This window comes from Actinobaculum suis (genome assembly GCF_900618115.1).
GTDB lineage: Bacteria > Actinomycetota > Actinomycetes > Actinomycetales > Actinomycetaceae > Actinobaculum > Actinobaculum suis.
Genome location: NZ_UYIO01000001.1, coordinates 1640281 through 1660684 on the forward strand (window position 1 = coordinate 1640281; position 20404 = coordinate 1660684).

Genomic DNA, 20404 nt, shown 5'->3' on the forward strand with positions numbered 1-20404 from the left:
CGAGCGTTTCCGAACGGCCCGATGTTTCTGAACGACGCCGGACGCGAAAGCCTCCAGGCGACCGGTTGTTTCTTAGGGCCGCCGCTCCACCTCCGAGGGCACCACTCGCCTCCGCGGACCGCCGTGTACCGGCTGCCTTTCCTTAGTCTGCCGCGTGCCGGCCGCGCCGCGGCTGCTGGCCGGGGTCAGTTTCGGAAGAGTTTTCGGCGTCGTAAGCTGTGCCATTAGTTGGCTCTTCGACTGTGCCGTTATTCGGCTCTTCATCCGCCGGGGTTTCTGCCGCCGTTGCTTCTTCGCCCTGTGGTGACGATGCTGCCTGGCCGGTATCCTCAGCCGGAAGGTTATCGCCGGCTACCGTTTGCTCGGTGCCCGCGGCCGGGTGGTCGGCGGCTGTGCTCAGCACCGGCCGGGCCGTACCAGCGTCTCCGGCGGTGGGCGCATTTTCGGGGTCGGTTTGCACTTGCGGGGCACTATCGGCGTCGTACCCTTGTGAGCTACCCGGGAACTGGGCTTGGCCACGCTGTACCATCCCGGGAGGCAGGGGGAACTGACGCGCCACGAACTGCCCATCCCCCGCAGCCGGCGCGCTATACGTAATCCCGGCATCTTCGGCATGGTTCAAGTTAACGGCCGGCCACTGCCCGCGCGAGGCCGCCGAAGCTCGCGGCGAAGGCCCGGTACGGTAGCCACGCGCGCGGCGGAAAGCTTCCAGCTGTTCGGCAATCCCGCCCAGGGATTCAAACTCGGTATCCTCGCCAGCCCGCGCCTGATCTTTTTGTTTCGAAGCTTCGTATTGGGCGAGGAATTGTTCGGCCGCGCGGCCAATTTCTTCTACCGAAGGCACATCAGCGCTCGTGCGCGGTGCCTGTACCAGGCCCGGATCGGCGTCGGACTTATCGTATTCTTCTTCGAAAGCAGTAACTATCTCCCGCAACTGCTCGTTTTGCTTCATCATGGTTTCCAAAGCTTCGTTTTCTTCCCGCGCCGAAACTTCCAGATCACCCAGCGGGAAAGAGAACCCAGAAACCGAAGCCAGCATAGAAAGACCCGAAACCGCGCCGGCAGAATACCGGTTTCCCGTCAGGTACACCGGCACGCGCACGGTAAGCGCCACCGATTCCATCCCGAACTGGGCAATGTTGTACTCAAAGAAATCCGAAAACGAAGCCGAATACCACACATTTGCTTGCAAAGCCGGGGCAACTTTCTCCCGGTTGTGGGACCGCACGAGCATATCCGGTTGGCGCGTGTGCGGCAGCCCCGCCGGAATAGAACCGACCGAGAAAACCCGTTTAATTCCGAAATAGTGGAGAGTATCCACAAGATCGGCAGCGAAAGTATCCCAGTAGAAATCCGGTTCCGTACCGGTAAGGAGCAGGAAGGGCCGGCCTTCCATATCCCGCACGACATAAAGGTCGATAGCTGGCCGGAACAGCCCCACTAGCTCGCCATTTATGTAATTGACGCGGGGGCGTTGGGCCCGGTAGTCCAAAAGGGGATCAACATCTATACGGGCCGCGCGTACCGTATCCAAAGTAAGTAGTTCTGAACGGACCAGATCCGAAACTGAGCCGGCGTCGTTCAAAGGATCCGTCAGGTTCACCACCAGAGTATCTAACTGGTCTGGAAAATCGCCGGTTGCGGCATCAATAAACCTGCCCACGTGATCTCCTTCCTGTGCGTGCCCTCAGGGGCCTCAACGCCATCAATCTTCTCATATGCCCGAAATCTGATTGATTTCGTTACAAGCGCATTTGCCTGCCCAGCGTGGTGGCCTGGGACACAACGGAGGCGAGGATTTTTCGCGATAATTGCATGTCAAATTCTCGGCACCGAAGTTTCGATCATATGCGGTTTGCGTGCAGAATACATTTTCCGCACGCACCCGTTTTGCTCGCGGCGTGCTTGCGGTAGTTATTTCCACGAAGCCGGTACTGCTTCCACGAGTTGCGTAACCAGGGTGCGTACTGATGGTGCACGGCTGTAGCTGGCGGTTGCAGCTGGCGGTTGCAGCTGGCGGCTGTAGCTGGCGGTTGTAGCTGGCGGTTGTAGCTGGCGGTTGCAGCTGGCGGTTGCAGCTGGCGGTGCGTGCTTGTGGTTCACACATGCCGTGCGTAACCGTGCCAAGAATTGCGCATTTTCTTGCGGTCTCTCCTGAGGAGTTGTATATAGTGACAGGCACTGAACAGTCCCCCCGGCAGCGCGCTATTGGCGAAGAACAGTCTTTCGTCGATACTGCGTATGCTGCGCTCGACCAACAACGCGATACTTACCAGGAGCGGCTTGATCGGGTGCGGGCACAGACCGGCCAGGAATCGGCTGGGGAAATGAGCGAACGCGATTCGTTTGCCACCCACTATGAAGATAACCTCATCCGCTTGCGCAATGTGGAGAACCGTTTGGTTTTGGGCCGCCTTGATTACACCGATGAGCGCGCTCCGGAACATATTGGCCGGATTGGTCTCAAGAATGATGCGCAAGAGATCATTCTTTTGGATTGGCGGGCCCCGCAATCTGAACCTTTCTACCGGGCAACTGCCGCTAACCCGGGTGGGGTGCGGCGCCGACGCCATATTCAGACCCGTTTACGAACGGTTACCGGGGTGGAAGATGAGCTTTTGGACGCCACGCACGCAAATGCGGACGATGAGCTGAATCTGACCGGGGAAGGTGCGCTCATGGCCGCCATGAATAAGGCGCGTGACGGCAAGATGGGCGATATTGTGGCTACTATTCAGGCCGAACAGGACCGGATTATTCGCTCCGACGCGCACGGCATTTTGGTGGTGCAAGGTGGGCCCGGGACCGGGAAAACAGCGGTGGCCTTGCATCGCGCCGCCTATCTGCTCTATACCTTGCGGGAGCGGCTGTCCCGTTCCGGAGTGCTTATTATTGGGCCTTCTCCCGTGTTTTTGCGCTATATCGATGAGGTTTTGCCTTCTTTGGGCGAATCTGATGTGGTTTCGACGACGATTGGCGGGCTCGTGCCGGGTGTGCGGGCCACCCGTACGGAAACACCGGCACTGGCGGAACTTAAAGGCCGCCTAGTGTGGCGTGATATTGCGCGGCGGGCGGTAACCGAACTGTTGGAAAAGCCTTTGCGGGAGCAAGTGGTATTCGATATTGGCGGGGTGACGGTGCGTTTGCGGCCGCGCGATGTGCAAGAAGCACAAGCCCGGGCCCGGCGTACCGGCCGGCCGCATAATGAGGCCCGCGATACTTATGCGAAGCATTTGGTAACGATTTTGGCTGAGCAGATTGCCCACGAAAACGAAGTAGAACTAGCCGATAACCAGTGGATTGTGGCCGATGTGGCAGCTTCGGTGGATGCGCGGCGGGAAATCAATTTGCACTGGCTACCTTCTTCAGCAGCCGAATTATTGGAACGCTTGTATAAGCGCCCGGCTCTGCTTGCCCAGGTTGCACCCGAGTTGACGGAAGCGGAACGGGAAAGTTTGTACCGCGCGCCCGGGGGTGGATGGAGCGACGCCGATATTGCGATCATTGATGAGCTTTCCGAGCATTTAGGGGTTTTCGATTCTGATATTGACCGGCGGGAGCGGCGTTCCCAGCGGGCCGCGGAAGCGGAAATTGACCAGTTCACTCAGGATGCGATGGAAGGTATGGGCCTGGGCGGCGGAATTGTGACCGCGGAAATGTTGGCGGAACGGATGAAGGATCAGCAGCATCGTGATTCTTTGGCAGAACGTGCCGCCGCAGACCGCACTTGGACCTACGGCCATGTGGTGATCGACGAAGCTCAAGAGCTCTCCCCCATGCAGTGGGAAATGATTATTCGCCGCAACCCTTCCCGTTCGATGACGATTGTGGGCGATGTGGATCAGCGCCCCGCGGGAGCACCGGAAGGCGGCTGGAAAGAACTTTTGGGCCGGTTGTCCGCGCAGGTGCGGGAAGAACATTTGACGATTTCTTACCGTACGCCGGCCCCGATTTTGCGAGCCGCCCAACGTGTTTTGGCCGCAGCGGGAGTACAAGTGCGGCCGGTAACCGCCGCCCGGGATGCCGAAGATTCCCTTACTTTGGTGCCGGTGGCGAAGGAAGGCGGGGCGCTGGCCCGGCAACGGGCAGTGGTGGAAACCGTGCGGGAAGCTTGCCTGCATATGGATGAACTGTACGGCCAGGATGGCGGTACGGCGGCAGTGATTGTGGCCAGTGCGCGGCGTACCGAATTTGCGGAAGTGTTAGATAATGCCCAGGAGCTGGCGGCGTGGCGGCGCGATACCGGCGGCGTTGACGTGACGGCCAGGATTCAGCTTTTGGACGCAGTGGACGCGAAGGGCCTCGAATACGACGCCGTGGTTTTGGTGGAGCCGCAAGAGATTTTGGAGGAAGGGCCAGGCAACCTGTATGTGGCCATGACCCGTCCTACCCAAAAACTCCGCGTCGTTTACTCCGGGGAACTGCCCGCTGGCTTCACCGATTAGGCCCCGGCCATAGGGGTGTTAGGCCCCGGCCATAGCGGGTGTTAGGCCCGCCGTGGGTTAGCCCCGGCCGGCTTGTGGGTTTGATTAGCCCCCGGCTTGCAGGTTAGCCCCGGCCGGCTTGCGGGTTTGGCCTGGCCGCGGGTTAGGCTTGGCCGCAGGTTAGGCTTGCGCTTCGCGTTCGGCGCGTTCGCGGCGTAACTCGTCGATGGCAGCTTGGAAATCGTCCACGGAGTCGTAGTTGGAGTACACGGAAGCGAAACGCAGGTAGGCAACCTCGTCTAGTTTTTTGAGAGGTTCGAGGATAGCGAGTCCCACATCATGCGAGTTTATTTGGGATCCGCCAGCGGAGCGAACTTCTTCTTCTACTTGGGATGCGAGTAGGGCGAGTTGGTCTTCGGTGACCGGGCGGCCTTGGCAGGCTCTGCCTACACCGCTAATGATTTTGTCCCGCGAGAAGGGCTCCGTTGCCCCCGATCTTTTAATAACAACAAGAGACGCGGATTCAATAGTGGTAAATCGGCGATGACACTTGAGGCACTCCCGGCGACGACGGATAGATATGCCGTCGTCTGTGGTCCGGGTATCGACTACTTTTGAATCCGGATTCCGGCAAAATGGACAATGCATGCTTAAACGCTACTAGCACGGCATGTTTATCAGCAAATAGCTGGGCATGTAGAACCGCGCGCGAACTATTTGCACGCGCGCACTAGTGCGAGACCATCCGGGCCTCATTACGAGACCATCCAGGCCTCCAGCTCCGCTCAGATCTATTCAACAGCTGCCCTATTTAACAGTTGTTCATTTCACAGCCATTAGGAGTTGGACCTGACCCCCTGTTGGTGGACATAGGCTAGCCCCGGCGTTCAGCCGGAGAAAGGTAGTCTTCTACCATGTCCCGTAAAACATATTCCGCGCAGTTCAAGAAAGACGCGGTAGCCGCGTACGAGTCCAGCGAGGCTTCAATGGCGCAGGTTGCTTCTGATCTGGGAATTAATCGTAATTCGCTGCAAAACTGGGTAAACCAGTTTGGCACCGGGGTGCGGGCCAGGCGGCGCAAAGAAGCAGAGGCGGCGCGGGTCTTATCTGAAGCAGAGAGAATCCGACAACTCGAAAAGGAAAACGCGCTTTTGAAAGAAGAACGCGATATTTTGCGCAAGGCGGCGCAGTATTTCGCGAAGGAGATGGGCTTGTGATCCGCTTCAAGTTCATCGAGGACCACCGTACTGAGTTCTCAGTCAAGCGGATGTGTACCGTACTGAAAGTAAGGCGTTCTTCCTATTACAAGTGGGCCGCAAATGCGGCCCGGCGCGAGCAACAGGTATACGCTGACGGGCTGCTAGGGGAGCGAATTCGGATCGCTTTCGAGGCGGAAGGTGGCTTGTATGGTGCTAAACGTATAGCCGCGTTGCTTACTGCGCAGACCCCGGACCAGCCGGTAAATCACAAACGCGTAGCACGGGTGATGAAAGCTCTCGGGTTGGCAGGTTTTACGAAAAAACGTCGTGTTCGCACTACTGTCAGTGATCCACATAAGCGGGTCTTTGATGATCTTCTCGAGCGTGATTTCACCGCGGCCAGGCCTAACGACAAGCTTGTCGGGGACATTACATATCTTCCCCTTGCCGGGCAAAAGAATATGTATCTGGCTACTGTGATTGACTGTTTCTCCCGGAAACTGGTCGGTTTTGCGATTGCAGATCACATGCGTGTTGAACTCGCCCGAGAGGCATTACTGATGGCCGCAGACCAGCGAGGATCCTTGCGTGGAACGATTTTCCATTCTGATCACGGCAGTGTATACACCTCCTCTGTATTTCAAGAAACATGCCGCCAGTTGGGAGTACAACAATCCATGGGAGCTGTAGGCAGTAGTGCCGATAACGCGCTGGCAGAGTCATTTAATGCAACGCTCAAACGAGAAGTTCTCAAAAATGCGAAGGTTTTCCCCAACATGCTCTCCTGCCGCCGGCAGGTCTTTGCGTGGTGTACTCGGTATAACACGAAACGATTGCACACCTGGTGCAATTACCAGGCCCCAGACACCTTCGAAAAACACGCGTCAGCTACACTTGACCTTGCAGCATAAACACCACCCCCATGTCCACTTTCCGGGGGTCGGGCCCGTTTCCGGATGCATTGCCATTAGTAGCTTTTTACTCACGCGCATTTACTATCTCGTGCTTACCCATACTATCTCGTGCTTATCTCGCGCTTTCTGGAAAGTCCGCGTGGTTCCCTGTATTTAGCCGCTTCTCAGTTCGTTCTCAGTTCGCGGTAATTCGCGGCTCACAGTAAACCGGCATAGGTCGTATATTCTTATTGGGCCGGTTATCAATAGGCCGGAATTTGCAAGACTTGCCCCGGCATAAGTTGTTCAGAAGAAAGCCCATTGATTCGCTGTAAATCCGCCAAGGCAGTGGCATGATCGGGAGCATCAACAATCTGGGCGGCGATCGAACTCAAAGTATCTCCAGTCTGCACGGTGACCGCTCCCCCGCTTTCTACACCAAACACAGAGCCGATGAGCAACCCCATGCTCAGGACTACGGCCGCAACAAAAACGTAGAGCGCAGCTTTCATGCCCGCCAGGACCGTGCGTTCCAGATCCGCAATCCCGCACACTGAATGCCCGGGGGCCACATATCCGCGTGCTACACGCCTGCGTACTGCATACCCGCGCACTGCATGCCCGCGTTCGCTATCTTCGGGTTCGCTATGGCCGCGCGCCACCTGGCCGCGCGCAACCTGGCCGCGCGCGGCATGTTTGTTGACCGCTTGCCCATTCGCTGTATCTTTACCTGCTTTACCTGACGCAAAGCTCTGTGCCGCCGGGTTTTTATCCGCTGCTGCAAGCGGTGGCACCAGCCGGAGCTGCGGCGCTGGTGCCACGCGCCGCACCGGTGCTTCTTGGTCTTCATATCGCAGTACTTCCGCAACACTCATGCGACTCCCCCGATCCTATTCGAACACATGTTCGTCGAACGTCTGTACGAATACTATCGCCTTGGCGGCGCACTGTCTAGAACAATTGTTCGACACGCGTGGCGAACAATTGTTTGAAAGAGCTCCGTTCTGGCTCTACCCTTGATGTATCCATAACAGCAGGCACCTCCGACAGAATTAGTTGGTGCGCGTGATGAACGGAGTAATAATGTCCCGCCTTCCCGAACTCACCGAGCGTCAGGCATCCGTTCTTTCCTGCATCATTAAGGCGATAACGCAGCGGCATATGCCGCCCACTATTAGGGAAATCTGTAAAGAGGTAGGGCTTTCTTCCCCTTCTTCGGTGAAGCACCAGCTAGATTCTTTGGAACGCCTGGGATATATCTCCCGCGATGCACATCGCCCCCGCAAAATCGAACTAACGGAGCTCGCTCTGGAAAGGCATGGCTTGATATCCGGTAGTGATTCCGTGCCTGGCGAGGGCTTACTTTCCGGTCGAAATGCCACTTCCGAGGCGGCGGGGTTGGCACCGGTATTGCCTTTACGTAGTGTGACCGGTGCTAATGCTGAAACCGGTGCATATGCTTCGGGTGGTTCTCCGGCTCCGGCCGGTACGGTTTCTCCGCTTTCGCATGCCACCTATGTGGATGAGTCAGGTGAAGTAGAAATACCGGAAGCGGTAAATGTGCCGGTGGTGGGAAGAATTGCGGCAGGCGCTCCGATTCTGGCAGACCAGCAGATCGAAGATGTATTCCCACTTCCCCGCCAGCTCACGGGAAGCGGCGAGTTGTTTACGTTGAAGGTTTCCGGGGATTCAATGATGGATGCCGCCATCTGCGATGGCGACTGGGTGGTAGTTCGCCGCCAACCGGTGGCTAATAATGGCGAAATTGTGGCAGCCATGATTGACGGCGAAGCTACTGTAAAAGTGCTCGACCGCCGCAACGGCCACATCACTTTGCTTCCCCGCAATGAAAACTATGATCCGATCCCGGCTGATGAAGCACAAGTATTGGGCCGGGTTGTCATGGTAATGCGCCGGCTGTAATTGCTGCGCATAGCGCGGCCCGCCGGTAGCGTTATGCATCACCGGCAGCGTTATGCACCACGAGCAGCTATATTTATGCCGCGCCAGTACCAGTGTTGCCACCGGTCGCGGCTAAACGTTGTAGCGCACCTTGCACGGTTTCGGGATTCGTCGTCGTCCACATGCGCGGCATTGAAGCCATCAGGAAACTTCCGTAACGCTTAGTGGTGAGCCGGGAATCGAGTACTGCCACTACTCCCCGATCATCACTTTTACGCAATAACCTGCCCGCGCCCTGCGCCAATAGCAAAGCTGCTTGGGCCACCGAGACTTCCATGAAACCGCTCCGGCCAGACTTCTCCGCTTCCTGCGTGCGGGCCTGCACCAAAGCATCATTGGGGCGTGGGAACGGAATTCGATCAATAATCACCAGCCGGCAAGTATGCCCGGGCACGTCCACTCCCTGCCACAAAGACAGCGTGCCAAATAAAGATGCTGCGTCATCGGCCGCAAAAGCGGAAATAAGTGCCGGCAAGGATTCCTCGCCTTGCAATAAGACCGGGGTTTCAAGCCGCTCCCGGGCAAACTCAGCTGCGTTTTCGGCGCCGCGCCGCGAGGTAAACAGACACAAAGCCCCACCCTGGGAAGCTTCGATAAGCCGCACCAACTCTTCCAAGTTCTCATTTCCGTAACCGTCGCGGCCCGGAGCTGGTAAGTGGCTCGCCACGTAAAGAATCGCTTGACGGGCCGGATCGAAAGGCGAACCGACGTCGATCCCCTCCCACGGGCCTTGCGAAGGATACAGAAAACCGACCTCGCGCGCCGCGTGCTCAAACCGCCCACCAATTTGCAAAGTAGCGGAAGTCAAAATCACCGGGGTCTCTTCGAATAGTTCATTCGCGAGCGCCCCGGAAACATCCAAAGGCGCCACGTACAAAGTGGGGCGTGCTTCCATATCGCGTGCAATCCACGGCACCAAACCGTTGCCCACGCGTTCAGAGAGCAACTGTTCCACAACGTCTACGATTTCTGCCACGCGGGCCCGCAGCACGGATTTCGCGGCCGCATCATTCGGATCCTTACCGGGCAGGTCCGCGATATCTTCCTGCGCGTTTTGCAGTTCGCGCAGCACGAGGACCAGCGAATCTTGCAAATGCGGGGGCAAACCGGCAAGCCGGCCATCTGGAATATCGGTCAGTACGTCTTCGAGGCCGCCCGCGGCGTCTTCCAATTTGCCGGGCAAAACATTTTCGCGGCGCAATAGGCGGGCCAGGCTACGCAATTGCATCGCCGAAATGCCTACCGTGAGTTGGGAGGTTACCCGGCTTGTTAGTTCGTGTGCTTCGTCGACGACGTACGCATCAGCTTCCGGTAAAACAGGCGTGCCCTGACTTTGGACGCCGAGCATCGAATGGTTCGTGACCACGATATCGGCGCCGGCCGCGGTTTCTCGCGCCTGGAAAGCAAAGCAACTTTCGTATAGAGGGCAACGCGAACCTAAACATTCCCGTTTAGAAACCGAGACCTGGCGCCATGCTCGATCGGAAGCACCGGGGATGAGGTCGTCGCGGTCTCCCGTTTCGGTTTCGTTCGCCCAATCGCGGATGCGGAGTACTTCCTCCCCCAGGGCCGAGGCACCGTAGGTTCCTTCCGCCCGGGAAAGGAGCGAATCATCTTCCGGATAGCCGCCGGCCACTTTGCGTAGGCACACATAGTTGTTCCAACCTTTAAGCAAAGCAAAACTTGGTTTTTTGCCCAATATTTTCTGGGTGGCGCTAGCGGCAAGCGGGGCGTCATGACGCACGATTTGGCGTTGCAAAGCCAGGGTGGCGGTAGAAATGATCGCCCGTTTTCCCGTGCGCGCGGCCCATTCCATTACCGGCACTAAATAGCCCAAAGATTTCCCGGTGCCGGTACCGGCTTGTACGAGCAAATGTCCGTCTTCTTCCAGCGTGCGAGCAACTGCCGCAACCATTTCTTCTTGGCCGGGGCGAGATTGCCCGCCTAGCTCACTAACGGCTTCCTGCAGGATTTGCGCACAACTTGCCGCACTTACGTTTAAAGTTTCCGTAGTGTTGGACTGTATGTACTCCCCTCCACCGGACTGTGCGTATTCTTTGTTACTGGACTGTGAGTATTGCCCGCTGGCGGTGTTTGTGGATTCTTCAGTGCTAGAAGCTGGGTTTTGTTCTTCCTCATGCATGAGAAACCTGGTCTTCCTGGGCAGCTTCTTGCCAAGCGGGGGAGAATTCTGCGGCGAGTTCTTCCGGTACGAGGGCATGCACGTAGGTGCCGGTAGCCCGGTATTCGACAGGAGCTAGCAGTTCTCCACGTTCATAAATCAGCGACACTAGTTCGCCGCGATCAAAAGGTACGATCGCTTCGAGCTCATGGCTTGGCCGCGGCAAAATCTCGTCGAGTTTTTCGCGCAGCTCTTCCAGACCTTCCCCGGTAAGCGCCGAAACTGCTACCGAATCCGGATAGCGGGTTTCTAGTGCAGCTAGATCTACCGGATCGGCGAGGTCTTTTTTGGTGAACACCATGAGTTCGGGAACTTCGCGTGCCCCCGGTACGGTTTCGAGTACTTCGTGTACCGCGCGGATTTGCCCCACCGGATCGGAGTGGGAGGAATCAACAGCGTGCAAGAGCACATCGGCGCTGCCCACTTCTTCCAAGGTGGAGCGGAAAGCTTCCACGAGTTGAGTGGGTAAATTGCGCACAAACCCAACCGTATCGGAAAGTGTGAACTCGCGGTCGGTGGCCGTGCGGGCCCGCCGTACCGTGGGATCCAGGGTCGCGAAAAGCAGGTTATCTACGAGCACTCCAGCCCCGGTAAGCCGGTTGAGCAAAGAAGATTTCCCAGCATTTGTGTAGCCCACGATTACGACAGATGGAATACCTGTGCGTTCACGTTCGGCACGGCGAGTATCGCGGGCAGGTTTCATTTTCTTGATATCGCGGCGCAGCTTTGCCATGCGGAAGCGGATGCGGCGCCGATCCAGTTCCAACTGGGTTTCACCCGGACCGCGCGACCCAATACCAGCACCACCTGCTGCCTGGCCACCAGCTTGCCGGGACATCGATTCACCCCAGCCACGCAAACGCGGCAAAAGGTATTCCAGCTGGGCTAGCTCCACTTGGGCTTTACCTTCTTTGGATTTGGCGTGGCGGGCGAAAATATCAAGCACCACCGCGGTACGGTCTACCACTTTTACGTCGACGATATCTTCCAAACCACGCCGTTGTGAAGGCGCCAATTCGGAATCAACAATCACCGTATCCGCACCCACGCTCGCAACCAGTTCGGCCAGTTCATGGGCTTTCCCTTTCCCTAAGAAAGTGGCCTTATCGGGTGTATCGCGCCGTTGCAATACCCCTTCGAGTACCTGGGAGCCAGCGGTGTGGGCGAGCGCGGCAAGTTCGCGCAATGATTCTTCTGCTTCTTCACGCGAAAACTCGTAGATACCAACCAGGACCACTCGTTCCAAGCGGACTTGCCGATATTCAAGTTCTAGAGCTTCATCTTCAGAAAGGTCGCGGTGTACACCGCTTACCCGCTGGAATTTTTGGCGCTGTTCACGCTCCAAAGTATCCCCGGACCATGCCCACCGTTCTTCGGCTGTTTCTTGTAGGGAGGTTCCCTCCAGCGAACTGAGATCAACCGTGCCTGCTATTTCTTCCTGGTGCCCCGTTTTTTCTTCCCGGTATGGAGTTTCCTTCTCGGTGTTCGCGGCAGAATCGGTAAGCCGTTGGTCCTCTTTGTGCAAACTGTATTCCTTTCCTGGTGCTGTTTGGACGTGTTCCGCGGCTTCCTCGCCTGCGGAATAATGCTTATTGTTCGTACCTGCTCCTTAACTGTTCTGCCCATTTTCCCACGAAGACGCCGGCGCGCCAACGATACGTATCACGATGCGTGTTTTGCGCGTCACCGTACTTTGCCGGTCGCTGTACTTTGCAGGGCGCCGTACTATTCCGGTCTGCCGGTCGCCGTACTTCGCCGGCGGTATCTCGGCGCGCCGGGTTTCTCACCCCTGCCGCGGGCCGAGTATCTGGTGTTTTAAAATCAGGGGTATGAGCGAGCACTATTTTTCCTCCAACCCGGAATCTGCGGCGCATGAACACCCGATGAAGGTGCGTTTGCGGGGCCGCGAGTATCAGGTAACCGGGTCCGACGGCGTCTTTGCCGGCAACCGTGTTGATAAGGGCACCTCGGTGTTTTTGGACAAGGTTCCCGATCCGCAGGTGGGAGCCGGGCAGATCGCCCTTGATTTGGGGTGTGGCTGGGGTCCGCTCACTATCGCGCTGGGTGCACATGCGCCGCAAGCGGAACTGTGGGCAGTGGATGTGAATGAGCGGGCGCTTTCGTTGACGAAACGTAATACGCATGCCGCCGGTGTGGAAGCCCATGTCGCTACTCCTGAAGATGCTCTAGCACAACTAGCTGACCGGGAGATTAGGCTGATTTGGTCTAATCCTCCTATCCGTATTGGCAAAGCAGCTCTGCACGAATTGCTCGGTACTTGGTTGGCAAAACTTTCCGCCGATGGGGAAGCTTTCCTGGTGGTGCAAAAGAACCTGGGTGCTGATTCTTTGGCTCGCTGGCTACGCGAAACGGGATGGGAGTGCGCCAAGATCGGTTCTGCGAAAGGCTTCCGTATTCTGCGAGTAGCCCGTAGCTAAGAACGCGTAACCCGAAGCTTTAAGCCCGTGGCCCGTTTCTGGCTGCTCTTTTTCAACGTGCTTTCTGGACGTTCTTTCTGGCTGCTCTTTCTGGATGCTCTCCTACCGCTAGTGCTACAAGTAGCGTTTACAGATCGACGAGGATGTAGCGCAAGCCGTTATCGCCTATCGGGCGCTGGCTAGTTCTCGGGCGCTGGCATGTTGCCGAGCGCTGGCTCGTTGCCGGACGCTGGTGTTTGCCCCGGTAGCGAAGCATAGATTTGCGCGGCAATTTTTGCGGCTTGGCCGGCAGTATTGTCGTGCCAGGTGAGCCGCGGATCGGCGGTAAACCAGCTGATTTGTTTGCGGGCAAGCTGGCGGGTAGCAACCGTGATTTTTTCGATTGCTTCGCTTTGGCTCATTCTTCCGGCTAGCACTTCAATAGCTTGCGCGTATCCCGTAGCTCGGCGCGCCGTGGGAGTATTAGCCAGCCCTTGTTCTAATAGTTCGGCAACTTCAGTAAGTAGCCCGGCCGCAAACATTTCCTCCACGCGTTTGTGAATACCTGCGTGTAATACGGCCCGTTCCCGGTTGATGCCATGCATATATACCTCCGGATAATGGGAGGTATGCCGCGGGAACCGGGAAGTGTAATGGCCGCGCAAGCGGATTATTTCTACGGCCCGGATAACCCGCCGCCGGTTGCGGTGGTCAAGCGTTTCGTAGGCTTGCGGATCACGGGTGGCAAGTTCGCGCAAGATTGCTGGATAGTCCGCCGTGGCTTCTTTTTCTACTTGGGCTCGTACTTGCGGATCGGTACCCGGAAAATCGAGCTCATCGAGCAAAGCGGAAACGTATAGTCCCGAACCACCCACTACCAGCGGGATCTTGCCGCGCTGCAAAATATTTGCGAGTGCGGCTCGCGCCTGTTTCTGGTAGGCAGCCACCGATGCTTCTTCGCTAATGTCGAGCACGTCTATCAGGTGGTGGCGAATTCTTTGCCTTTCCGCCGGGGTGGCTTTCGCCGTCCCAATATCCATGCCCCGATACAGTTGGAAGGCATCCGCGGAAATAATTTCTACTCTGCGCCCGCCACCCAGCATTTCCGCCAGCTCTAAGGAAATAGCGGTTTTGCCGCTCGCCGTGGGCCCGACAATCGCGATAATCACTCAGTTAGCCTATCTTCATTCGCGGCGCGCACGTTTTCCCGCGCAATACGTAGAGCCTTCGTGCACTGCTCATAGGTGTAGCCGCGCCGCGCCAACATGGCATACACGCGTTGCTCCAAAGTGTCCGGGTTACCAGAAGCTGCTAGCAGACGATTCTCTGCCAAACTGATCGCCCCGGCCAGTTCAGTTTCCGGTGCCAGTTCGGAAAGCGCGGCGCTAATCAGTTCTTCACTGATCCCTTTGCGGCGTAGTTCGATCCCGAGCACGCGGCGCGACATCGGTTTGACGGCCAGTCGGCGCCGCACGTATTCCTGGGCGAACCGGGCATCATCCACATAGCCGGCCGCTTCCATTTCCGCCAAGGTCTGGAGAATAACTCCTTCGGGAAGGCCGCGTTTGGCCAGCACCTCCCCTAACTCCGCCCGCGCATAGTCCCGCATACCGAGGCGACGATAGGCAATTTCTCGCGCTTTTTTAACTTGCTCTTCCCGAGGGAGCTCACTTAGATCAGGCCCGCGGCTTTTCCGCCTCGCCATCTAGCTTTTCACCGGCTCCTTCTCCGCCGGAGCAGCTTTCTCCGCCGTCTTAGTTTTAGCGGTAGTAGCTGTAGCCTTCTTTTCCTTCGCGGAAGTGGCTGTTTCCTTCTTGGCGGTACTCGCGGCTTCCTTTTCTGCCTCTGCCGCGGCAGCTTCCGGATCTTCGCGCACGCCCACGGCAATTAGGATCTTATTTTCGAGTTCTGCGGCAAGGTCCGGGTTATCGACCAAGAACTGGCGTGCCCTTTCCTTACCCTGGCCCAGTTGGTCGCCTTCATAGGTGAACCAGGCCCCGGACTTGCGAATAATTCCGGCTTCTACACCCATGTCGATAATTCCGCCCTCGCGAGAAATACCTTCGCCGTAAATAAGGTCAAATTCGGCTTGTTTGAAGGGCGGCGCCATCTTGTTTTTTACGACCTTCACGCGGGTGCGATTCCCGATCGGGTTTCCTCCTACTTTCAGAGCTTCCCCGCGCCGCACATCCAAACGCACCGAAGAGTAGAACTTGAGTGCCTTTCCACCGGTGGTGGTTTCCGGGTTCCCGAAGAACACCCCAATTTTTTCGCGCAGCTGGTTAATGAAAATCGCAGTGGTACGGGTGGAAGACAGCGCCCCGGTAATCTTCCGCAAGGCCTGGCTCATAAGCCGGGCTTGCAGGCCCACGTGCGCATCTCCCATATCTCCTTCAATTTCGGCTTTGGGAACGAGCGCGGCCACGGAATCTACCACCACGACGTCGATAGCTCCGGAACGCACTAGCATGTCCATAATTTCCAGAGCTTGTTCTCCCGTATCTGGCTGGGAAACGATCAATTCATCGGTATTCACCCCGAGTTTGCGTGCGTATTCGGGATCCAGAGCGTGTTCGGCGTCGATAAAAGCAGCGATCCCGCCTTGCTTTTGGGCTTCCGCTACCACATGCAAGGCCACCGTGGTTTTACCGGAAGATTCCGGACCATAAATCTCCACTACGCGCCCGCGTGGCAAACCGCCCACTCCGAGTGCAATATCCAAAGCAAGGGACCCGGTAGGGATCACCTCAACGCGGCGTGCTGGCCGGTCCCCCAGCCGCATCACTGAACCTTTACCGAACTGTTTATCAATTTGCGCGAGCGCCGCATCAATTGCGCGTTGCCGCTCGTCCTTATTTTCGGCGTCCTTCTTTTCGGCCATTCCCGGTCCTTTACTCGATATTCCTACAGAACAGGCTTCTAGCGAAGCTTTCCCTCTCCGGGTACTTCGCGATCGCCCTCCGCTTGCCCTCTCCGAACAAGCTCTGTTTCTAAGGTACGTCCAGCCTCCGACATAAAAAGACGCCGCGAACCAATCTGTTGATATCGCCGGCGCTTTTGCGATCTGTGGAACACTTTAATCCGAACGGGTGTTCGAGGGAAGCTCGGTTTTGGCGTGTTGCGCTAGAGGAATATCACCCGCGCCCAAACCTCCCGGCGCCACGCTCCCCATTCTTCCCCGCCACCCAGACTTCCCAGGCGTCCGTACTTCCTCGCCACCCAGACTTCCCAGGCGCCCGTACTTCCAGGCCGACCTTCGCGCACACCTACTTGCCGGCGGCGGCGCACATATTCGTCTGCAGCGGCCGCGCGTGTTTATCTGCGGCAGCACGGCAGGTTTTTTTAGTGTGGAGGCAGACCACGCTCGTTTGGTTTTATGCGGTGTAGGTACCGGTATTTTTCGGGGAAGCCCATGTTTTCACACAGGGCGTCCCACACTTTTTGGGGTTCGACGCCGTCTTCCACGGCTTCCGCTAGAGACCGGCCATCTAGGGCAGAAAGTACCATGTCTTGGGCCACGCTATGGCCACGATCGCCAAAAACCCATTCCAGGTTTGCCCAAAATTCTGATTCGCGCACGCGCTTCATCCTAAACCCCCACCCGTGGTGGGGCATAGAGTGGTGGGGCATAGAGTGGTGGGGCATAGAAAAGCCCGCGCACCGGGCGCGGGCTTCCTTTTAGCAGGCCGGTAATCCAGCCTGCGCAGTAGTCTGCTTACGAAGAGGCTTTTAGCGGCCCATCTTGGCGTATTCGCGGCGGACCATTTCTTCCGGAATGGCATCCGGGATACGCATATGGGCTGGAATGCGCCCTTCGTGAATATCTACGCGGTCTGCGGCCAAGCGCAATACTTGACTCAATGGCACGTTCAACGCGCGGCAAATTGAAGAAAGCAGTTCTGAGGATGCTTCCTTTTGGCCGCGTTCAACTTCGGAAAGGTAACCCAAGGAGACGCGTGCATCCGAAGAGACTTCCCGCAAAGTACGGCCCTGGCGTTGCCGATACGCACGTAGGACTTCTCCCAATTCCACGCGAAGGAGCGCAGGCTGCGTTGCCTCACGTTGCTCCGTTGTAGGAACATTATTCTTCCGGTTCAGGCCGGTCCGAGTATTTTCTGTCATCATTACTTTCTAACGCCTTCGCTGTGCACTTTATTCCCCGCCTGGCGAAATATCTCCGAAATATTGTGTTTCCCGAGTTTCGCGGCGCTTTCGCATCCCTGATGGCTCCCTTAGTAGCCATCTGTTCTGCTTCCAGTATTAAGTACGCCACTTGTGACTGGAGATTTGCTGGGAGTCTGCCAGAAAACTCCCAATTAGATTTTCCGTATCGTGCTTTACCAACTACCTATACGCGAAGGCAAAAACATCTTGTACATGGTAGTACTCCCAGTCTACACGGCTGGATCCAGGCCGAGTTTTTCTCGCAACAGCCGGATCGCCTGCCACACTGCGCCGGCACGTACTTCCTCGCGCCCTCCCGGTAAATGTAGCTCGCGTTCCGCACTGCCCAGGCTCCCGCTAATCGCGATCCACACGGTTCCGGCCGGATGGCCATCGGCAGGTCCGGGCCCGGCAACCCCGGTGGTGGCAAGGGCGACTGTGGCGTCATATAGGTGGCATGCGCCGGCCGCCATTTGCCGGGCGACTATCTGGTCAACCGGTCCGGTTTGTGCCAGTCGTTGCTCGCTGACCCCAAGAATGCTGGCTTTTGTTGCCGTGGCATAAGTACATATACCGCCCCGTAGCACGCTCGAAACTCCGGGGACTTCCACGAAGGTAGCAGTAAGTGCTCCCCCGGTTAATGATTCGGCGCAGGCAATGGTCAGGCCTCGTTTTTCGAGTTCGTGTACCGTCTCAGTAAGTTGTGCGGTCGCCTCAATTTTCATTCGGGTTTCCTTCGTGGGCGATAGCGACGGCGTCGCGCGTGTACCCAATGGCAGACCAGATGGACAATACCAACGCTACCCCGAGGATTATCCACCCCACCCACATGCAGGCTTGGGCAAGCATGGGCGTGGCCGCAAACCAGGAGTCCCACGGGACGATCAGCCAACCGGCCCCCACGGATTGGGCGACCATTTTGTATTTGCCGAGGGTGCCGGCGGCCATGACTTTCTTTTTCACGACCGTCATGCGCACGATCGTGATGTAAAGTTCGCGGGCGATGAGCAAGATGGTGACCCACCACCAGAGCCGGCCGTGCCAGGAAAGCATGATGAGCGCCGCCGCGATTAGACCTTTATCCGCAATAGAATCGGCGAGTTTGCCGAAGTTGGTGATGAGGCCGCGGCTACGGGCGAGGTGACCGTCGAGCTTATCGGTGGCGGCGGCAATAACGAAGATCGCCCAGGCGGCGAAGGCACGCCCTGGGGTTGGTTCCCAATACGCCCAGATAAAAACGGGGATGAGAATAACGCGTAACATAGTGAAAGCGTTCGCAATATTCACAATGGGTACTTCAGTTGAGCCCTGATTTTGCTTTTCGGTCATGTGGCCCAGCCTACCGTGCCCAGCCGCGAAACTTGTGACTCGGCGCGAGATTATACTTTCCGGACTCAGCGGGTGATACGGGCACGGGCTTCGATCACCTCGAAAGGCGTGGCCTGCGCGCGGGTAGTTACTTCCCCATCCACCGGATAGGTATAGCCCTCAACCGTGAATTGTGCCCGCCAAGTAACCGCAACCTGCGGGGAATACACCCCGGGCCGCAAATACGTATGCGTCACCGTCCCCTGCGGCCAGGTATCACCCGGAACCGTACTGTGGAAAACCGGGCTTCCGTCACCAGGATTCCACTCATAACGCACCGGCATCAGTTCCACCACCACTGGGAACCCATAGACCTCTACCTGGCGAGTATGCGCCTGCACCGAGGACATGAAATACACCGGCTTGTTTATCAACACCCAAGAATCCGCTGGGGAAATCTCGAAACTTCCACCATCAGTAACCAAAGAAGCCACATCCTCAATGGTCACCAACGACGCCGCATCAATCTCCACCACCGGCGCGGTATCTCCCGTATCATCTGCAGCTGGCTTGGCCGCAGCTGCAGTCCCCCGCGGCTTAAACCGCGACCGACCCAACCAAGCCATCCCCACCTGCTCCTGCGAATCCAACTCCCACTCCGCCGGCTGTAACAAGTGGTAGACACGGCGACTAGAACCAGACCCTGGTTTCTTTCCGCTACGCCACAGGCCACTACCGGAACTCTTTGGGGAACCGTGGTGTCGTATAGCTTCCGCGGCGCTATTGCTTCTGACATCGCGGTGCACGATTGTCACGGTAGCCTTGTTCCCGGTCGCTAGCCAATTACGGTCAAAATCATTTGCTTCTACTTTCGGGATAATAAACATGCAGGAAGCTAGCAGACCGAAAGCTAACGCGACCTTCCAATAAGTATGGCTATTCCACCTCTTTAAGGGCTTCGGATGCTCCAGCATTATTGCTCTGCACCGTCCTCCGAAATCCCATCTTCCGGGAGCTCCATATAGATGTCAGTAACAACCCATTGATCCGAATGATTCTCGAGAATCATTCCTACCTTAAATTCTTGCGCACGTGCTTCGCTGGTGCCTTCAGGGGAATTGAGTTGACTCGAGCCTCGCTTTCCTGCAAGGGCAACGACAAAATCGTTTTGTTCAGCGTCATACCATCCTTGTCGTTCGTATATTTCGAACTCAGGCATCGTTTCCAGATACCCAGTCCACCCTTTTAGTCGCCGAATTTCTTCCTGGCACCATGCACACTCGGCACCCGACATTTTTTCGAGGTCTTCTGTTTCCAAAGTCGTGGCACCATACAAGGTGAGTAGCAAATAATATTCGGCCGCGGCGATAGCGCCGTCGGCATCGACGTTTTCCATCGCGGCCGGCGGGACTGGTTTTTCCGCTTCGCCAGCTTCCTTCACGGCTGTTGTGGAATCAGCGTCATTGTTGGTTTCCACAGATTCCTTGTTCGCGGCATCGCTAGTTTGCAACGACTCCGGAGGTACCACCGTCAGGGTCGGGCTCGGCGAGCTTGAATCAGTCGAACCACAGCCGACCAGAACCGGCAAGACAAACAAAATAGACAATCCAAGAGCGGCATAGCGCCACGCGGCAGGCCGCCACACAAATCTAGGCTTCATACCGCGAAGAGTAGCCGCTTCCCCGGTATACAACCACTGCCTATCCACAGGACGAAAACTGCGCGGCCTTCCTTCCCAGCGCACAGCCCCAAGCCCAGCCCAGCCCAAAGCCCAGTCGAGTTAACAGCTCAGCGCCCGGCCCCATCGCTACCGCCACGCCACTCAAATGCGTTGCTACCGCTACACCGTCTAAGC

At 57.1% G+C, this 20404-nt stretch carries 18 protein-coding genes; 4 read left to right on the top strand and 14 right to left on the bottom strand.

What is annotated here, in order from left to right; all coding sequences use genetic code 11:
- Nucleotides 1-142 precede the first annotated feature (142 nt).
- Nucleotides 143-1663, bottom strand: a complete 1521-nt coding sequence (locus tag H8274_RS06745) for a PAC2 family protein (RefSeq protein WP_065415173.1) — start codon at nucleotides 1661-1663, stop codon at nucleotides 143-145.
- A gap of 508 nt (nucleotides 1664-2171) precedes the next feature.
- Between H8274_RS06745 and H8274_RS06750 the strand changes: the two genes are divergently transcribed.
- Nucleotides 2172-4445: a HelD family protein gene (locus H8274_RS06750; RefSeq protein WP_185934148.1), complete on the top strand. Its 2274-nt coding sequence runs from the start codon at nucleotides 2172-2174 to the stop codon at nucleotides 4443-4445.
- A 159-nt stretch (nucleotides 4446-4604) separates the two neighbouring features.
- On the opposite strand, the gene nrdR is transcribed toward H8274_RS06750, so the two are convergent.
- Nucleotides 4605-5072, bottom strand: a complete 468-nt coding sequence (gene nrdR, locus H8274_RS06755; protein WP_065415174.1) for a transcriptional regulator NrdR — start codon at nucleotides 5070-5072, stop codon at nucleotides 4605-4607.
- Between the two features lie 266 nt (nucleotides 5073-5338).
- Between nrdR and H8274_RS06760 the strand changes: the two genes are divergently transcribed.
- Nucleotides 5339-6534, top strand: a protein-coding gene (locus tag H8274_RS06760; RefSeq protein WP_185933549.1) for an IS3 family transposase whose coding sequence is annotated in 2 segments (ribosomal slippage) — nucleotides 5339-5621 and nucleotides 5621-6534 — 1197 coding nt in all. Because the reading frame shifts where the segments join, the coding sequence is not laid out codon by codon here.
- A 245-nt stretch (nucleotides 6535-6779) separates the two neighbouring features.
- Here H8274_RS06760 and H8274_RS06765 read toward each other — a convergent pair.
- The gene (locus tag H8274_RS06765; RefSeq protein ID WP_185934149.1) at nucleotides 6780-7391 is read right to left on the bottom strand and encodes a LysM peptidoglycan-binding domain-containing protein; all 612 of its coding nucleotides are present in this window, start codon (nucleotides 7389-7391) and stop codon (nucleotides 6780-6782) included.
- Between the two features lie 208 nt (nucleotides 7392-7599).
- Here H8274_RS06765 and lexA point away from each other — a divergent pair, with 208 nt between their 5' ends.
- Complete coding sequence (lexA, locus tag H8274_RS06770; RefSeq protein WP_049618719.1) at nucleotides 7600-8439, top strand: transcriptional repressor LexA; 840 nt, start codon at nucleotides 7600-7602, stop codon at nucleotides 8437-8439.
- 73 nt (nucleotides 8440-8512) lie between these two features.
- On the opposite strand, the gene H8274_RS06775 is transcribed toward lexA, so the two are convergent.
- Together H8274_RS06775 and hflX are read right to left on the bottom strand one after the other, a co-directional pair.
- On the bottom strand, nucleotides 8513-10621 hold the full coding sequence (locus H8274_RS06775) for an ATP-dependent DNA helicase (RefSeq protein ID WP_244924549.1): 2109 nt from the start codon (nucleotides 10619-10621) through the stop codon (nucleotides 8513-8515).
- Entirely contained in the window at nucleotides 10614-12185 is a 1572-nt protein-coding gene (hflX, locus tag H8274_RS06780) for a GTPase HflX (protein WP_456151697.1), read from the bottom strand. Before hflX ends, H8274_RS06775 begins: the two co-directional genes overlap by 8 nt.
- A 304-nt stretch (nucleotides 12186-12489) precedes the next feature.
- Between hflX and H8274_RS06785 the strand changes: the two genes are divergently transcribed.
- Complete coding sequence (locus tag H8274_RS06785; protein WP_065419330.1) at nucleotides 12490-13098, top strand: class I SAM-dependent methyltransferase; 609 nt, start codon at nucleotides 12490-12492, stop codon at nucleotides 13096-13098.
- A gap of 179 nt (nucleotides 13099-13277) precedes the next feature.
- Here the strand turns inward: H8274_RS06785 and miaA are convergent, their stop codons facing one another.
- The 9 genes from miaA to H8274_RS06830 all read right to left on the bottom strand — a co-directional run bounded on the left by miaA (nucleotide 13278) and on the right by H8274_RS06830 (nucleotide 20209).
- Nucleotides 13278-14246: a tRNA (adenosine(37)-N6)-dimethylallyltransferase MiaA gene (gene miaA, locus H8274_RS06790; protein ID WP_185934150.1), complete on the bottom strand. Its 969-nt coding sequence runs from the start codon at nucleotides 14244-14246 to the stop codon at nucleotides 13278-13280.
- Nucleotides 14243-14782, bottom strand: coding sequence for a regulatory protein RecX (locus H8274_RS06795; RefSeq protein WP_049618720.1), 540 nt, complete (start codon nucleotides 14780-14782; stop codon nucleotides 14243-14245). The genes miaA and H8274_RS06795 overlap by 4 nt, the downstream gene beginning before the upstream one ends.
- On the bottom strand, nucleotides 14783-15958 hold the full coding sequence (gene recA, locus H8274_RS06800) for a recombinase RecA (RefSeq protein WP_049618721.1): 1176 nt from the start codon (nucleotides 15956-15958) through the stop codon (nucleotides 14783-14785).
- Nucleotides 15959-16419: 461 nt separating this feature from the next.
- Nucleotides 16420-16656 (bottom strand): DUF3046 domain-containing protein, encoded by a 237-nt coding sequence (locus H8274_RS06805; RefSeq protein ID WP_065414490.1) that lies wholly within the window; start codon nucleotides 16654-16656, stop codon nucleotides 16420-16422.
- A gap of 150 nt (nucleotides 16657-16806) precedes the next feature.
- Nucleotides 16807-17199 carry a helix-turn-helix domain-containing protein gene (locus H8274_RS06810; protein ID WP_053093561.1) on the bottom strand — a complete coding sequence of 131 codons (393 nt, stop codon included), beginning with the start codon at nucleotides 17197-17199 and terminating at the stop codon, nucleotides 16807-16809.
- Nucleotides 17200-17471: 272 nt separating this feature from the next.
- On the bottom strand, nucleotides 17472-17966 hold the full coding sequence (locus H8274_RS06815; protein WP_049618723.1) for a CinA family protein: 495 nt from the start codon (nucleotides 17964-17966) through the stop codon (nucleotides 17472-17474).
- Nucleotides 17956-18570, bottom strand: a complete 615-nt coding sequence (pgsA, locus tag H8274_RS06820) for a CDP-diacylglycerol--glycerol-3-phosphate 3-phosphatidyltransferase (protein WP_065414473.1) — start codon at nucleotides 18568-18570, stop codon at nucleotides 17956-17958. The genes H8274_RS06815 and pgsA overlap by 11 nt, the downstream gene beginning before the upstream one ends.
- Nucleotides 18571-18635: 65 nt before the next feature.
- On the bottom strand, nucleotides 18636-19175 hold the full coding sequence (locus H8274_RS06825) for a PKD domain-containing protein (protein ID WP_185934151.1): 540 nt from the start codon (nucleotides 19173-19175) through the stop codon (nucleotides 18636-18638).
- Nucleotides 19176-19522: 347 nt separating this feature from the next.
- Nucleotides 19523-20209 (bottom strand): DUF6318 family protein, encoded by a 687-nt coding sequence (locus H8274_RS06830; protein WP_185934152.1) that lies wholly within the window; start codon nucleotides 20207-20209, stop codon nucleotides 19523-19525.
- Nucleotides 20210-20404 lie beyond the last annotated feature (195 nt).

What these genes read in the sequence shown, in the direction of transcription:
- nrdR (WP_065415174.1), bottom strand. Translation starts at nt 5,072, where the DNA reads ATGCATTGTCCATTTTGCCGGAATCCGGATTCAAAAGTAGTCGATACC.
- H8274_RS06765 (WP_185934149.1), bottom strand. Translation starts at nt 7,391, where the DNA reads ATGAGTGTTGCGGAAGTACTGCGATATGAAGACCAAGAAGCACCGGTG.
- lexA (WP_049618719.1), top strand. Translation starts at nt 7,600, where the DNA reads ATGTCCCGCCTTCCCGAACTCACCGAGCGTCAGGCATCCGTTCTTTCC.
- H8274_RS06775 (WP_244924549.1), bottom strand. Translation starts at nt 10,621, where the DNA reads ATGCATGAGGAAGAACAAAACCCAGCTTCTAGCACTGAAGAATCCACA.
- H8274_RS06785 (WP_065419330.1), top strand. Translation starts at nt 12,490, where the DNA reads ATGAGCGAGCACTATTTTTCCTCCAACCCGGAATCTGCGGCGCATGAA.
- H8274_RS06795 (WP_049618720.1), bottom strand. Translation starts at nt 14,782, where the DNA reads ATGGCGAGGCGGAAAAGCCGCGGGCCTGATCTAAGTGAGCTCCCTCGG.
- recA (WP_049618721.1), bottom strand. Translation starts at nt 15,958, where the DNA reads ATGGCCGAAAAGAAGGACGCCGAAAATAAGGACGAGCGGCAACGCGCA.
- H8274_RS06810 (WP_053093561.1), bottom strand. Translation starts at nt 17,199, where the DNA reads ATGACAGAAAATACTCGGACCGGCCTGAACCGGAAGAATAATGTTCCT.
- H8274_RS06815 (WP_049618723.1), bottom strand. Translation starts at nt 17,966, where the DNA reads ATGAAAATTGAGGCGACCGCACAACTTACTGAGACGGTACACGAACTC.
- pgsA (WP_065414473.1), bottom strand. Translation starts at nt 18,570, where the DNA reads ATGACCGAAAAGCAAAATCAGGGCTCAACTGAAGTACCCATTGTGAAT.
- H8274_RS06825 (WP_185934151.1), bottom strand. Translation starts at nt 19,175, where the DNA reads ATGGCTTGGTTGGGTCGGTCGCGGTTTAAGCCGCGGGGGACTGCAGCT.
- H8274_RS06830 (WP_185934152.1), bottom strand. Translation starts at nt 20,209, where the DNA reads ATGAAGCCTAGATTTGTGTGGCGGCCTGCCGCGTGGCGCTATGCCGCT.